This window comes from Bacteroides sp. An51A, from assembly GCF_002161565.1.
In the GTDB taxonomy this organism is placed as follows: Bacteria; Bacteroidota; Bacteroidia; order Bacteroidales; family Bacteroidaceae; genus Phocaeicola; species Phocaeicola intestinalis.
Window position 1 is genome coordinate 188,886 of record NZ_NFIC01000002.1, and the last position, 15,873, is coordinate 204,758.

Consider the following 15,873-nt stretch of genomic DNA (forward strand, 5'->3'; position numbering starts at 1 on the left):
GTGTCCTCTGTGGTGAATAAATATAATAAAAGACATCAACTTAAATCGAACGGATATGAAACTACTGTTATTAGGTTCAGGCGGACGCGAACATGCATTGGCATGGAAAATCGCACAAAGTCCGAAAATAGAAAAGCTGTATATCGCTCCGGGCAATGCCGGAACGCAAGAGGTAGGCGAAAACGTAGCCATCAAAGCCGATGACTTCGAAGCCATCAAACGTTTTGTCCTTGAAAACGGCATCGACATGCTGGTAGTGGGTCCTGAAGACCCGCTGGTAAAAGGCATCTACGACTTCTTCCGCAACGATGAAGCCTTGAAAAATATTCCGGTTATCGGTCCGTCGAAAGCCGGAGCAACCTTGGAGGGAAGCAAGGAATTCGCTAAAGGGTTCATGCAACGTCACGGCATCCCTACGGCAGGCTATAAAAGCATAACTTCTGCCAATTTGGAAGAAGGACTGGCATTCCTCGAAACCCTACAGGCACCTTACGTGCTGAAAGCCGACGGCTTGTGTGCCGGCAAAGGCGTGCTTATCCTTCCCACTTTGGAAGAAGCTAAGAAAGAACTGAAAGAAATGCTGGGAGGAATGTTCGGAAACGCTTCGGCAACCGTTGTCATCGAAGAATTCCTGAGCGGCATCGAATGTTCGGTATTTGTACTGACCGATGGAAAACATTATAAGATTCTGCCCGAAGCCAAAGACTACAAACGCATCGGCGAAGGCGACAAAGGACTGAATACTGGCGGTATGGGTTCGGTATCTCCCGTTCCGTTTGCCGACAAAGCATGGATGCAAAAGGTAGAAGACCGCATTATCCGTCCCACGGTAGAAGGGCTGGCTGCTGAAGGATTGGACTACAAAGGATTCATCTTCTTCGGGCTTATCAACGTAAAAGGAGACCCGATGGTCATCGAATACAATGTACGTATGGGCGACCCCGAGACGGAAAGCGTCATGCTTCGCATCAAGAGCGACTTGGTAGACCTCTTTGAAGGCGTGGCAAACGGAAACCTCCATGAAAAGACCTTGGAAATCGATTCGCGCTCAGCCGTATGTGTCATGCTGGTATCCGGCGGTTATCCCGAAGCCTATCAGAAAGGATTCCCCATCAGCGGCATTGAAGAAGCCAAAGCAGGCGGAAGCATCGTGTTCCATGCCGGAACGGCAATAAAAGACGGGCAAGTGGTAACAAACGGCGGACGTGTCATTGCCGTCAGCTCGTATGGAACCAATAAAGAAGAAGCCTTAAGACAATCGTTCACCAATGCCGGAAAGATTCATTTCGAGAAGAAATATTTCCGTTCCGACATCGGATTTGATTTATAAATGATACTCGTTATATTATCTGTGTGTCATAAATCAATGAACTGTTAATTATGTTTTCATCAAGAAACAGATTCCAATACCAAGTAGCTACAGGAAGATTGACCCTTCCTGTAGCTGCTATTCTTACGCTGATCGTTTGGACACTTTCTTCGGTTCATGATTGGCCAAGCATAAGTTCGTTGCTGGCATATGGACTTACCTCTTACCTGCTGATTGAAACAGAAACCAAGTTCGTTTTAATACGTACCCGCACTACACTTCCCGCAGTTCTGTTCCTGTTGCTTTATGCAGCTATGCCGTTCTTACACGAAACTTCGCTGACATGTATTTTGCCAGTTTTGTTTATACTGATGCTCTTGTTCCTTTTTCGGAGCTACGAGTCTCCTTATGCTTCTGGAGCCCTGTTTCAAGCATTCTTCTGTCTGGGGCTAAGCAGTTTTATACTTCCTGCATTGGCCTGGCTTACACCTTTATTATATATACACACTATCAGCCTGCGTTCACTCAATATCCGTAGTTTCTTTGCCGGCATTATCGGCTTTACACTACCCTACTGGCTACTGTTCGGATACTACGTATGGACAGACAACTTAGAAGCGGTTTATCCTTACCTGATGCGTCTGTTCCAATTCCAGCCCATCAACTATCATACACTGACGCTCACTCATTATGTGTCATGGAGCATTGTTCTGATATTCTCCGGTATTTACGGCACACTCTACCTGCGGTCTGCCTTCAAAGACAAAGTACAGACACGTATTCTGTTGCGTATCTTTGTATGGATGATGCTTTGGCTTAACCTTTTGTGTGTGTTACAGCCACAATATTTCCAGGCATTGTTACCATTGATGTTGATTCCTGCCTCTTTGATAAGTGCACATTATTTTGCCCTGACGTTCAACCGGGTTTCGCATATCCTGTTCAATACTACCCTTATCTTATGGGTTTCACTTTGTTTATTTAATCTATGGATGCATTTTTTCAACTTCTGACAGACTGGGGATACATCGGGATGTTTATTTCCGCCTTTCTTGCCGGAACTGTCTTGCCATTCTCATCTGAAGCTGTTCTGTTGGCATGTGTAGGATTAGGGTTGGATCCTGTATGGTCTACAATTGCTACAACCAGTGGCAATGCATTAGGAGGCATTACTTGCTACTGGATAGGGCATCTGGGCAAAATGGAATGGATAGAGAAATACCTGAAGGTAGATAAAAAACAGATGGACCGTGCCGAACGTTTTATTCGTGGGCGAGGTTCGTGGATGGCATTGTTTTCTTTCTTGCCTGTGATAGGTGACGCCATCCTCATTGTGCTGGGTTGGATGCGCGCCAACGTATGGATAGTAACACTCTCGATGACCCTTGGAAAACTGGCACGTTATACTATCTTGGTAGCTGCAACGCTAGGGGTAATTGATTTAATGTAAGAAGTGAAAAAATCTGGCTTAAACTTGAAATATATTGACTAAACCACAAATAAAGATGATAGAACTCGAACAAACCGCTGATGGAAGCAACACACTCTTCGTCCCCGAATTGAATGAACACTACCATTCTGTAAAAGGAGCACTCACCGAATCGGAACACATCTTTATCCGAATGGGACTGGAACACCATCCTTCTCCCTCTCCCCACATATTGGAAATAGGCTTCGGCACAGGACTGAATGCCTTCCTTACCTTGCTTGCAGCCGGAAAATCCGGACGTACCGTACATTATACCACCCTTGAACGCTACCCTATAACACCCGAACTGGCAAACTGTCTTGCTTATCCCGAACAGATTTCTCCCGAACATACCACAGCTTTCCGTACACTTCATACTGCACCATGGGAAAAAGACGTTCCGCTTACCCCTTTTTTCACTTTACACAAGGTACAAACCGACTTTACTACCTATACTTTCCCCGATTTGTACGACATAATCTATTTCGATGCCTTCGCTCCCGAAAAACAACCTGAGATGTGGAGTCCGGAACTCTTTACCCGTCTTTTTACCCATTTGAATCCTGGAGGTATCCTCACTACCTATTGTGCTAAAGGTATCGTACGTCGTACCCTACAAGCTGCAGGCTTTACCGTAGAACGCTTGCCCGGTCCTCCAGAAGGTAAACGTGAGATATTACGGGCAAGTAAACGCTTTTAAGAGACAATATTATTTCTGTCAACCATGTGTTGTAGAGACGATGTGCACATTATCCCTATCCTGTGGCATATACAATATACACATTTTAATGTTGCTTAAAGTATAGATGCCAATACTTTTTGCATCGGTTTCAGCAGCAAGACTATTGGCCTTTAATTCCTGAACGAAGCGATAACTCTAGTGAAACATAACTACGTTTGACTTCTGATTCGCATTAATAACACTCTGCAAACTATAGCAAAGATGCTTTCCCATTACTGTTTCAAAATCAACTCAGACAAAAATCATCAACATTTATTTTATTAAATAAAAAATATTTTCTTTACTGTTTTATTTGTCATATAAATAAAATTTATATCTTTGCACACATCTTTTTGTATAGAAAAGATTCATTGATAGAATTACTGATATAGTAATAAACAGATAGAAATATTAAAGGAACAACAAATCTGTTCTTGGATCAAGAGCAATGTTGTAAATGCTATATGTACATATAGATACCTTTCTTTTAGACCTTTATATCCAATGAATACAGGATGTAGAGGAATGGAAGATTTATCTTGAAATAAATAAAAATGGGAAAAAATCTTTCCGAAACATCAATCCATTGGTATGCTTTAAAAGTTTTTTTCAATCGGGTATTTTGGGTTGAAGATTATCTAAAAAAACGACAAATCAATAGTTACATTCCTTGTGAAACTACTTTTGTTGTCTTAAAAAATGGCGTGAAAAAGAAAATTCGCAAACCAGTTATTTCTTCGTTATTATTCTTTCAGTCCACAGAACATCAGGCATTGGAAGTACAAGAACTTTTAAATAACCGCGTAATGCTATACGTCAAACAAAACAGCTTAAACAAAAAACCCATAGCTATCCCCGAAAAAGAAATGAATATGTTTATGCTTGTATCCTCTTCTGGAGAAAAAGGTCTAGAATATTTTGGGGATTTTTCTGTCCCGTATCATGAAGGAGAACATGTCCGGGTAATAGACGGACCATTAAAGGGGGCAGAAGGATATATCCGGCGCATAAAAGGAAATCATCGGCTTATTGTTGCTATACAAGGAGTGTGTGCAGTGGCTACTTCGTATATACCACAGTGCTTTTTACAAAAAATATAAATTAAATTAAAAGCCATATTGAATGAAACAGTTCTTATTTTTATTCCTCACTACATTGATATTGGCAGGATGTACTAGCTATAAGAATGTACCTTATTTACAAAATCCTCAAATAGTCAATGATTTTCCAGAAGATTTACCATTATATGATGCGAAAATCATGCCTAAAGATTTGTTGACCATCACAGTAAATGCAACCGACCCTTTGACTGCTGCACCTTTTAACCTGACGGTGCAAACTTCACTCAACACTTCTATATCTACAGTTTCTCAGCCTACTTTACAACAGTATTTAGTTGACAATGAGGGTATGATAGATTTCCCAGTTCTTGGGAGGCTTCATGTTGGCGGGCTTACCAAGCGGGGAGCTGAGCAGATGATTCAAGAGAAATTAAAGGCGTATATCGTTAATGAACATCCTATTGTTACGGTGCGGATGGCGAACTATAAAATATCCGTCTTGGGTGAGGTGAACCGTCCGGGCAGTTTCACGGTGAGCAATGAGAAAGTGAATGTGTTGGAGGCGTTGGCAATGGCTGGCGACATGACGATTTACGGTGTCCGTGATGATGTGAAACTTATCCGCGAAGATGCAGATGGAGAGCGGGAGATTATCAACTTGAATCTGACGAATGCGGGGATTGTCACTTCTCCTTATTATTATTTGAAGCAAAATGACATCCTTTATGTGCGGCCAAATAAAGTGAAAGCAAAAAACTCGGATATAGGTAATACTACCTCGCTTTGGCTGAACATGACATCCATACTGGTATCCATAGCCAGTCTTTTGGCTACTGTTTTTGTAAAATGAATAAACGAATATGCGTACTACCAATAAATTAGAAAAGAAGAAAGGCAGTGAAAGCCTTTATGCCACATTTTTCAAATACCTTTCCTATTGGCCTTGGTTTGTGGCAAGTGTATGTTTCTTTTGTGCGGCTATGTTTTTATTTATATGTTATGTCGCGCCGGTTTATAAAATCAGTTCAGCCGTATTGATTAAAGTGGCCGACCAGAATCAGTATCAAGGCATGGGCGAGAATATGGCTATCGGGCAAGATTTCGGTCTGTTTTCTATGACCAGTAATTTCGAGAACGAACTGGAGGTCTTGCAGTCGCGTACCCTGATTCAGAAGGTGGTGTGCGATTTGGGGTTGTATATAGACATTCGTGAAAAAGGTCTGTTGGGCGATAAACCCCTTTACAAGGATACGCCGATAAATATCTATCTTACTCCGCAAGAAGCTGACAAGTTGGAATCGGAACTGGAACTTGATGTAGAGTATCAGCAGGACGGGAAATTACACGTAAAAGTCGAGTACGAGTATACCGACAAGTATGGCGATGAACAGGAATTAGAAGAGGAAAGGACATTCGATTCGCTTCCGGCAATCTATCCGGCACGGTTTGGTACGATTAGTTTTACCCGTAACGATTCCGTAGAAATATTAAGCGAGGACGGCAGCGTGCATTTGGTGGCTTATATCAATACGCCTTTTGGTGTAGCGAATAGTTATAAAAAGGATTATCTTGAGATAAAACCGGCATCGAAGACCACTACCATCGCTAAACTCTCTTTCAAAAATACAGTAAAAGCAAGAGGCATTGATTTCGTCAATCGTTTGATACAGAACTATAATGAAGACGCAAATGACGAAAAGAATGAAGTAGCACAAAAAAGTGCCGAGTTTATTGAAGAAAGGTTGGTGATTATTGACCAAGAGTTGAGTCAGACCGAAACGCAGCTGGTAGATTTCAAACAACAATCCGGTTTGACCGACCTGACTAATGACACCCAACTGGCTTTACAAGAAAGCTCTAAATATGAGCAACAGCGCCTTGCCAATGCTACACAAATCCGATTAGTCAACTACCTGAAAGAATACATCACCAATCCCAAAAACCAAAATGAGGTGATTCCTATCAATATCGGACTGGAAGATGCCGACCTTAATACGGTTATCGGCAGGTATAATGATTTGTTGATGGAACGGAAACGCTTGTTGCGGACTTCTTCCGAAAACAACCCGGCCATCATCAATATTAATGCAAGCATTGAAACCATGAAAAACAATGTTCAAATATCGGTTAACAATGTGCTTCATGGGTTGCAGATAACTCAAGACGACCTTGACCGTCAAGCGCGTAAGTTTGAGAGCCGTATCAGCCGAGTTCCGCAAAACGAAAAAGACTTCTTGAATATTTCCCGCCAGCAGGAAATCAAGGCTTCACTCTATACCATGTTGTTGCAAAAGCGCGAAGAAAATGCCATCACTTTGGCTTCTACAGCTACTAACGGACGTATAATAGAAAATGCAGCGGCTGGGAAAAAGCCTGTTTTCCCCTTAAAACTAATCTTTATGGCTGCCGCTTTTCTCTTCGGTTTAGGGGTGCCTGCCGGAATCATCTACCTACGCGACTTATTAAAATATAAAATAGAGGATAGTGAAGACGTGGAGAATCAGATAAAGGTTCCTCTTTATGAAATCCCGTTCGAGAAACAAAAACAATTCGGAGGGATTGCCATCCGCAAAGACCGCAACGACATCATTGAAGAAGCATTTCGTATCCTGCGGACCAATTTGTTGATGACTTTAGGCGATACAGGAAAAATTGTAATTGTCACATCCACCATGCCCAATGAAGGAAAATCATTTATTGCCGGAAACCTTGCTGTTTCATTGTCTTTCTTGAAGAAGAAAGTCATCGTTGTAGGAATGGATTTGCGCAAGCCCGGTTTAAACAAGTTGTTTGACCTGCCTCGCCAAACCAAAGGACTGACCGATTATCTGGAGGACATGGAACATAAAAGCCTGTCGGACCTGATTCAGAAATCCGACAAAATAGAAGGACTGGACATCTTGACAGCCGGTTCCATCCCTCCTTCTCCCACCGAACTACTTGAAAAAAGAACATTCGAAAGTGCATTGGCACAACTGAAAGAAAAATACGATTACGTGATTTTAGACACCGCCCCCATCGGCATGGTTGCCGACACTACCATCATCGCACGTTATGCCGATTGCGGAATTTATGTGTGCCGCATGGACTATACGCCTAAGAACAGCCTCGACAACATTCATATTTTAGAAAACCAATGTGGGTTATCTAAGTTGCTTTGTGTGGTCAATGCCATCAATTTAGGCGACCGCAAGCACGGGTACGCTTATAAGTATGGCAGCCGTTACGGTTACCATTACGGCTATGGGAAATACAAATGAGATTAGTAAATAGAAATAAGATGGCTTATGAAGAAATCGATTTTTATCGGAATGTTTTTGGGGCTGTTGCCTTTTGTGGCTATTGCCCAAGAAGTGAAGACAGACACAATCCGTACCGGATTGCAGGCTGAATTTATTGAAGCGATAGGAGATTCTACCGATTTGGTTGTAGCCGGAGACGGCACATCAAACTGGTTTCTTAGTTTTTCCGGCGGTATCAACTCGTTGGCAGCGGAAGCCAATCGGGTTTATGATAATTTTATGGCGCGCAGCCGTTTCGTAGGGCGCATCAGTGTGGGCAAATGGTTTACTCCCGTATGGGGATTCAAGGTGCAGATGGGAGCAGGTCGTTTGTCAGGTCACTCCCGTTTGTCCGCTTTCCAATTCTCTGACATTTATGGCGAAGGTGCCGACCGCACAGAGATTCCAGCCGATTTGAAATACAATATATCCGAAAAATATGGCGAATATTGGTTGCACCGTAAATTTGCGTATATGGATTGGTCGGTCAGTGTCATCACCGATGCGGTCCGTTGGTTTACCAATGACATGAAGCCGGTACGGTTGATTCTTTCCGCAGGTCCGGGATTTGCCCATGCGTTTGGTGCGCAAGGCATGGGTGCCAATAATTCGTTTGCTTTCAAGGCTGGAATCCAGTTGAATGTGAATTTGAACAAGCATTGGGATGTTTTCGGCGAGTTTCAAGGAACGATTGTCGATGAAACTTTTGATGGTCAAATCGGAGGTATTACTCACAAGCGGAACCGTTCGGTAGAAGGTTATGGAGGTTTGTCGGTAGGGTTGAGCTATAAGTTCGGCGGGCGTAAGTTCAAACGCTATGCCAAGGTTAATCCGGTCACTTACGAACAGATTCGTTACCGGACGGCTCCTAAGCAAGAAACTCGTCCGGTAGTGAAGGATACTACAGTCACCGCTTTTGCGGTTCGTTTCTTTATTGACCAGTCGAACATCGAAGAAGACCAGAAACTGAACATCGAGCGTGTGGCACGTTACCTGTTGCGCTATCCCGAAGCACGACTGGAACTGACAGGTTTTGCCGATAAGGAGACTGCTTATCCGGAATATAATATGAAGTTGAGCGAGCGGAGGGTAAAAGCTGTTTACGATTATTTGGTAGACAAATGCGGCATCGCTCCTTCCCGCCTCACCATCAATGCAAAAGGAGATACCGAGCGGGTATACAATGAAGACTACCGTTGGAACCGCGTGGTAATTATGAGAATTGTCAACGACAAAAACGAAAAATAAAGACTGAAGATATGAAAAAGATATTGGCACTGGCAGTTTTGGCTTTGGGGTGCACAACGGTTAAGCTGCACGCCCAACAGCAGGAAATAGAGCGGACCGTACGGATGGACACGCTCAAGGTTGATTATAAGACACGTTATACGGCACCTTTCTGGAGCAACTTTTATATCGAAGCCGACTTTGCCGGACGGATGCTGATGGGTGAAGATGATTCACAGCTTTCATTTGGCAAGCGGTTGAAACCGGGTTTCAGCCTTACCGTGGGCAAATGGTTTCATCCCGATTTCGGTGTTCGCATTAATTTTGGCGGAATGCGGTTGAAAGGCTGGAATAGTGGTTCTACAGGCATTTACGCCTACGACCACGGATGGACCGATGAAGGCGACCCGGTAGAACAATACTGGAAAGGGCAAGGAGTGGATACGAAGAACGGTTACCGTCAGGATATCAAATACTTTGAGTTGAATGCCGATTTCCTGTTCGACCTCTATAATGCTTTTACATCCAATAACCGGTTGAACCGCCGCTGGACGGCGCAAGGCTATGTAGGCGTAGGTTTGCTTCGTCCCATGGAATACCATGGTATGGAAAAAAACGCCAAAGTCGGTTTCCGGTTGGGTTTGACAGGCAACTATAACATCACTTCCCGTTTGGGCATACACGCCAGCATAGGCGGTACGATTACCAATTCCAGTTTCGACGGAGAGTTGGGCAAAGGCGATAAGTTCGCCGGCATCTTGAACGGGAATATCGGTTTGAGTTACCGCATTGGCAGGCAAGGTTTCCGGGTGGTACGATTGGTGCCCCAAGAGCAGGTTGCGGCACTCAACAATGTCATAACTACCATTCGGAGCGAAGAAGTGTTGCCCAAGGAAGAAATTGTCCAGACCGTTCAGCAGGAAGGCGCAATCACCAATACTTTGCTGATTCCTTCGGTCGTATTCGAAAAAGACAAGACTTCTTTCAACGAAGAGTTGCAGGAAGTTAATATCTTCCGTGTGGCACGCTATATGGAACGAGATAGAAATATGAAAGTGACTATTGTAGGCAATACAGGGGGCGTTTCCGAACGTCTTGCCCGCCGTCGTGCCGAACGCATCCGCGACATCTTGGTCAACCGTTACGGCATCGCGTCCAACCGTTTCGATATCCGCACGTATGATGTCAATGCCAAGTATGGCGTGACAGGATACGAGCAGAGCGTTAATTTTGCGGTGATGAAATAAATGAAGCACTTATATACTAATTCGTTCTCATTAGCATAGTAACTATCTGAGGAAGATGCATCAGAGTCGTTTCTGACACATCTTCTTCAGAGGTTTTATTTTGGTTATGTATCAACAAGAATTATATATACCATTCAATCATTTCATTGATAAAACTTTTTTATGCTTGTCAATAATATGCTTGGGGCTCAAGGATATTTTACCTAATATGGGTATATCTGTACTCCCACTTTTAGCATTGATATTTTTACTTCCTTGCATTATTATTGTACGGGAAATACTGCATCGGCGTATGTCACGCAAATCAATATGGTTGATTGGATGTGTCGTTTGTTTTTACATAGCGATTATCCCTCTTAATTTGAATGGTATCAAATTGTTTTTACCGTTGTTCCTGTCGGCTGTTGCGTTCAAGGATATAGATTTCAGATTCATTGTAAAATCATTCTTTTTTATGGAAGTTATGGTTTTACTGATGAGGTGTATTTTAATACAAAATGACATATTAGAAGTAAATTACACATATACGGACAAGGTAGCTGACGGTGTATCCTACGATTTGGGCTACGGAAATCCTAATACTCCAGGCATTACAATCTTTGTTACCTTGTGTTGCTTGTATATCTTAATGTACAGACGATGGAGATGGTTGTCTTTTAGCTTAATTTTGATCATAAGCATTATTTCTTTTAAATACTCAGCCAGCCGCACTTCTTTTTTTGCTTGCATACTTTTATTATTGACATATCTTGTCCCGGAAAACTTCTTGAAACGTTATGTCTATAACAAGTTATTTTTAAGTCTGATACCTATCATATTAATAGCATTTATCTTTTTAACCGAATTCTTGACAGATTTCAATACATTGGTAAGTGGTCGGATTAATAACCTGCACATTGTAATGAATATGTTTTCTTCCCCGTCTACTTTCCTGACAGGATTACAATCTGATATGGTGGGAAATGTCGACTTTCCGGTCGATAATGGGATTGCTTTTATGTTGTGTATAGGTGGTGCTGTGGCTGTTGGAATATTTATCTGCCGTTATTTTCAGCTGGTAAAGTATAAGGATTTGGTTCCTACGGCAATGCTTTCTGTCATAGTGGTAATGTTTATTTCCGGCATTGGAGAAAAAACTATTGCAAATTTTGGCGTGGCGGGAGGTTCTTTGTTTTGGATGCTTTTATTTAATGCCAGTTATTTAAATGATGCTGAGGAAAATTCATGGGAAGAAGATGAAACGATTAATGACAACGAAACATTAAAAACATCTGCATATGAATCCTAAAATATCTGTAATTGTAGCTATTTATAACGCAGAAAAATATTTGTACCGTTGCTTGAATAGTTTGGCAGAACAAACATTTGAGGATTATGAAGTCTTGTTAATTGATGATGGAAGTCCGGATAGCAGTGGAAATATTTGCGATCGGTTTGCTAAAAAATATCCGTTCATGCGTGTTATTCATAAAAAAAATGGTGGAGTATCAAGTGCCCGGCAATGTGGTATAGATCATGCGCAAGGCGAATATACTATTCATGTGGATGCTGATGATTGGGTAGAGCCGAACATGTTGGAAGAACTTTATCAAAAAGCAAAGCAAGAAGATGCCGATATGGTAATTTGTGATTATTTTGAAATAAAATTAAAAGAACGATATGTAAAACAAGAACCAACAGCATTAACAGCTGACATTGTGTTGAAAAATTTGTTGACTAGTAAATTGATGGGGTATTGTTGGAATAAATTAATAAAACGTGCTTGTTATAATGATTATAATTTGACATTTCCGGCAAATATGATATTAGAAGACTTATTTGTCGTTTGTCGTTTGTGTCTGAACAACATACACATTGTTTATTTAAACAAAGCTTTTTATCATTATGACCGGACAATCAATAAAGAAAGTTTATCCTTAAATTATAATGAACATTCTCTTGTATCTCGCATCGCTTTTATTTCTTATATGGAAAAGGAATTACCTCAAGCTTATCAAGAAGAATTGAATAGTATGAAATGTTCTGTAAAAAAAATTGCTTGGTGTTCACAAGCTTATTCGAAAGAAGATTTTATAAATCTATATAAAGAAATAAACAAAGTGTATCCACGTTATCAAAAATGCAAATCTCCGATTTCCATTAGTGTCTGGATTTGCTTATCTGGACACTATAAGATAGCAAAATTTATGTTGAAAACATGGCTTTTTATTCGCCGGTTTTTATGTCGTTGTGGTATATTGCCTGTAAATTTCTATACAGCTAATGGGAAATAAGGATTTAAAAATAGATTTTGTATTGTTATGGGTAGACGGTAACGATTCTGAATGGCGTAAATCTTTTTTGGAACATCTGCCGGAAAGCAAGCAATCAGACGATGTGAGAGATGTCCGTTACCGTGATTGGGGATTGCTTCCTTATTGGTTCCGCGGAGTAGAACAGTTCGCTCCTTGGGTGAATAAGATTCATTTCATTACGTGCGGACATTATCCTGAATGGTTGAATTTAGCACATCCGAAATTGCATTTTGTCCGGCATGAAGATTATATTCCTTCCGAGTATCTTCCTACATTTAATTCAAATCCTATCGAATTGCATTTGCATCGGCTGGATAGCTTATCTGAGCATTTTGTTTTATTTAATGACGATATGTTTATTATAGACAAAGTGGATTCAAAACGTTTCTTTCACAATGGTTTGCCGTGTGATATGGCCACATTTGACATTGTAGCAAGTACGTGTATTGCCAATAATTTTGCTCATACCGTATTGAATAATGTTACAGCTATTAATCAACAATTTAAACAACGGAATGTACTTCGTAAAAATTGGAGTAAATGGTTTCGTGTAGAATATGGCTCTTATTTGCTTCGTACTTTAGCCTTGCTCCCTTGGCCTTATTTTGTGGGTTTCAGAGATCCTCATTTGCCGAATGCATACCTGAAGTCTACACTAAACACCGTATGGAGTGCATATGGGGAGCTGCTGGCAGACACCAGCACGCATAAGTTCCGCACGCAGTATGACTATAATCACTGGTTGTTCCGTTATTGGCAACTGGCTACCGGACAATTCAATCCCATTAATGTTTATCGCAGTTCGGTATATTACAGAATAAACGAACGGACTTTGCCACAAATAGAACAAGTGATTTTAAGGCAGAAGAAACAGATTCTCGTGTTGAATGATGTCGAACAAAATGTACGGATTCCTTTTGAGGAATGTCGCCAGCGTATTCTTTCTGTGTTCCAACAGATATTGCCAGAAAAATCTTCTTTTGAAAAGTAAAGCTTTTAAAGTTATGCGAATATCATTTGTCATTCTTGATATAACCCGTTGTTATGGAACGGAGCGGACAACAACTTTGTTGGCAAATAAGTTTGCAGAGCAAGGGCATAAAGTGTCTATTCTTTCTGTTTTTAAGGAAGGAGACAGACCAAGTTTTCCCTTAAACGAAAAAGTTACGGTCGACTATCTCATACCAGAGCCTTATACTCATAAAGCATCGGTTTTATCCATATTCGTACAATATATAAAAGCCATAATTGCTATACGCAAGTATTATCAGCACAATCCACAAGATATAATTATCGGACAGGCATTTTTAGTATGTTTCTTTTTATGGATGAGTGGATATGCCCGGCAGGCCTTTGCTTGTGAACACTACAAATACGGGTTATATAATCGTCCTGTTCGTGCTTTCCGGAATTGGATGTATTGTCGTTTTAAAAAAGTCATTACGTTAACCGATTGTTATGCGCAAGAGTATAAACGCCATGGTGTGGAAACAACAGTAATTCCCAATATGCTTCCATTTCCTATTGTTGATAATATTCATGCCGGCAATGCAAAAAAAATGATTTCGGCAGGCAGGCTCCAGTCGGAAAAAGGATACGATTTACTGTTGCAGGCATTGAAACCTGTTTTTACTAAATACCCAGATTGGTCTATAGACATTTATGGAGAAGGTGACGAACGGGCTATGCTTGAAAAACTTCGGGATGATTTAGGTTTGCTTCCTTATGTTCATTTCTTAGGTTTTTCTTCCAATATACACAACGCATATTTAGAAGCCTCATTTTATGTAATGTCTTCACGGCATGAAGGTTTCCCTATGGTATTATTGGAAGCTATTGCATGCGGACTGCCAGTTGTTTCTTTCGATTGTCCTAATGGACCAGCAGCTTTATTGAAGGATGGAGCCGGACTTTTGGTAGAACCTGAAAACATACAAGCATTATCCGATGCTATAATACGGATGATAGAACATCCGGAGCTTCGTGAAGCTTATGCTAAGAAAGGTCTGCAGGTTGCATCGGAATATACCCCGAATGCGATTTACCGGAAATGGCAGACTTTGTTCATGGAATGAATGATAAGTAATAACGCTTATGGAAAAAGTTCTTTTCATTTCTTCTCGTCCTCTTTATCCGATTATAAGCGGCATTCAGATTCGGACAGTTCAGCAATTGGAGTTTTTGCTGCAACGCTATAACGTGGATGTAATCTATCAGTCTGAAGAAAAGGAGGATGAAAAATTGCTTCGCAAACAATTGCCCAAAGTGGGAAAGATCATTTGTTTCAAATTGCCAAAGTGGAAAAGCTACTTACAGACTTTGCGTTTCTTGTTCAATCGTTTACCCTTGCAAGTGAATTATTATTACGAAAAGAAAATACAAGCCTATATAGACAAGCATTTAAGTGAATACAGCATTGTATTCTGCAACAATATCCGTACCGCCCAATATGTCATAGAAACTAAAAACATTCTTAAATGCATCGACTTTGTAGACGCTCTCTCTATGAACTATGAAAAAGCCCGAAAACGCAGTTACGGCATTTGGAAATGGATTTACGCAATAGAATACAAACGTTGTTCAGCCTATGAACAGCAAGTGCTCAACTCTTTCGATCGTTGTGCCATCATTTCAGAAGTTGATAAACAATACCTTTTACGGCATACTCATTCATTGCTTCACATTGTAGGTAATAAAGTAGACATACCTAATGAGGCACTTGTATCCCGACATGAAGACTGGGGAAATATCGTTTTCGTAGGCAAAATGAATTATGAACCGAATATAATAGCTGTCACTTATTTTGCAGAACATATATTCCCAAAACTGACATCATGTTACCCTCGTTTGCGCTTCGTTATTGTAGGTGCATTACCTGACGCTCGTGTACAAAAGTTGGCAACTTATAAAAACGTAATTGTCACCGGTTATGTAGATACTGTGGAACCCTATTATCAGAAAGCTACCATTGTAGCTTGCCCTATGCTGACAGGTGCAGGAATACAAAACAAAATCATACAAGCAATGGCATACGGATGTTGCGTTGTAACAACTTCCATCGGTGCCGAGGGTTTGAATATCCAACATGATGAATTAGCCATTGCCGATGAAGACAATATGGCACGGACGATTCTTTCTTTGCTGGAAGACAAGCAAAAACGTAAGAGCATGGGGAAAGCGGCACGTGAGTATGTCATAAAGAATCTCTCCCAACAGGTTATCAGCCAACAATTCTGGAAGTTTATGAATCAATAATCTCTTAGTT

The 15,873-nt window shown here is 41.1% G+C and carries 14 protein-coding genes; all 14 read left to right on the forward strand.

The genetic code is table 11. The features are described 5' to 3' along the window. Positions 1–55 precede the first annotated feature (55 nt). The 14 genes from purD (at position 56) to B5G04_RS04440 (ending at position 15,863) form a co-directional block, all read left to right on the forward strand. Complete coding sequence (gene purD / locus B5G04_RS04375) at positions 56–1,330, forward strand: phosphoribosylamine--glycine ligase (protein WP_087395973.1); 1,275 nt, start codon at positions 56–58, stop codon at positions 1,328–1,330. Between the two features lie 50 nt (positions 1,331–1,380). Next, complete coding sequence (locus B5G04_RS04380; RefSeq protein ID WP_087213072.1) at positions 1,381–2,322, forward strand: hypothetical protein; 942 nt, start codon at positions 1,381–1,383, stop codon at positions 2,320–2,322. After that, positions 2,298–2,759: a YqaA family protein gene (locus tag B5G04_RS04385; protein ID WP_087213074.1), complete on the forward strand. Its 462-nt coding sequence runs from the start codon at positions 2,298–2,300 to the stop codon at positions 2,757–2,759. Before B5G04_RS04380 ends, B5G04_RS04385 begins: the two co-directional genes overlap by 25 nt. A gap of 58 nt (positions 2,760–2,817) precedes the next feature. After that, a complete protein-coding gene (gene mnmD, locus B5G04_RS04390) occupies positions 2,818–3,477 on the forward strand; it encodes a tRNA (5-methylaminomethyl-2-thiouridine)(34)-methyltransferase MnmD (protein ID WP_204246996.1) in 660 nt (219 codons plus the stop codon). 575 nt (positions 3,478–4,052) lie between these two features. After that, positions 4,053–4,598 (forward strand): UpxY family transcription antiterminator, encoded by a 546-nt coding sequence (locus tag B5G04_RS04395; RefSeq protein ID WP_087395977.1) that lies wholly within the window; start codon positions 4,053–4,055, stop codon positions 4,596–4,598. A 22-nt stretch (positions 4,599–4,620) separates the two neighbouring features. Further along, positions 4,621–5,409 (forward strand): polysaccharide biosynthesis/export family protein, encoded by a 789-nt coding sequence (locus tag B5G04_RS04400; RefSeq protein WP_087395979.1) that lies wholly within the window; start codon positions 4,621–4,623, stop codon positions 5,407–5,409. A 10-nt stretch (positions 5,410–5,419) separates the two neighbouring features. Beyond that, positions 5,420–7,819 (forward strand): tyrosine-protein kinase family protein, encoded by a 2,400-nt coding sequence (locus tag B5G04_RS04405; protein WP_087395982.1) that lies wholly within the window; start codon positions 5,420–5,422, stop codon positions 7,817–7,819. A 27-nt stretch (positions 7,820–7,846) separates the two neighbouring features. Continuing rightward, entirely contained in the window at positions 7,847–9,088 is a 1,242-nt protein-coding gene (locus B5G04_RS04410; protein WP_087395984.1) for an OmpA family protein, read from the forward strand. Between the two features lie 11 nt (positions 9,089–9,099). Next, positions 9,100–10,314: a hypothetical protein gene (locus B5G04_RS04415; RefSeq protein ID WP_087395986.1), complete on the forward strand. Its 1,215-nt coding sequence runs from the start codon at positions 9,100–9,102 to the stop codon at positions 10,312–10,314. A gap of 454 nt (positions 10,315–10,768) precedes the next feature. Beyond that, positions 10,769–11,602: a hypothetical protein gene (locus tag B5G04_RS19280; RefSeq protein ID WP_140406936.1), complete on the forward strand. Its 834-nt coding sequence runs from the start codon at positions 10,769–10,771 to the stop codon at positions 11,600–11,602. Beyond that, positions 11,592–12,587 carry a glycosyltransferase gene (locus B5G04_RS04425; protein WP_087395988.1) on the forward strand — a complete coding sequence of 332 codons (996 nt, stop codon included), beginning with the start codon at positions 11,592–11,594 and terminating at the stop codon, positions 12,585–12,587. The genes B5G04_RS19280 and B5G04_RS04425 overlap by 11 nt, the downstream gene beginning before the upstream one ends. Further along, a complete protein-coding gene (locus B5G04_RS04430; protein ID WP_087396318.1) occupies positions 12,577–13,599 on the forward strand; it encodes a Stealth CR1 domain-containing protein in 1,023 nt (340 codons plus the stop codon). The genes B5G04_RS04425 and B5G04_RS04430 overlap by 11 nt, the downstream gene beginning before the upstream one ends. Further along, a complete protein-coding gene (locus B5G04_RS04435; RefSeq protein ID WP_158100041.1) occupies positions 13,589–14,683 on the forward strand; it encodes a glycosyltransferase family 4 protein in 1,095 nt (364 codons plus the stop codon). The genes B5G04_RS04430 and B5G04_RS04435 overlap by 11 nt, the downstream gene beginning before the upstream one ends. A gap of 19 nt (positions 14,684–14,702) precedes the next feature. After that, positions 14,703–15,863 carry a glycosyltransferase gene (locus tag B5G04_RS04440; RefSeq protein ID WP_087395992.1) on the forward strand — a complete coding sequence of 387 codons (1,161 nt, stop codon included), beginning with the start codon at positions 14,703–14,705 and terminating at the stop codon, positions 15,861–15,863. Positions 15,864–15,873: the final 10 nt, after the last annotated feature.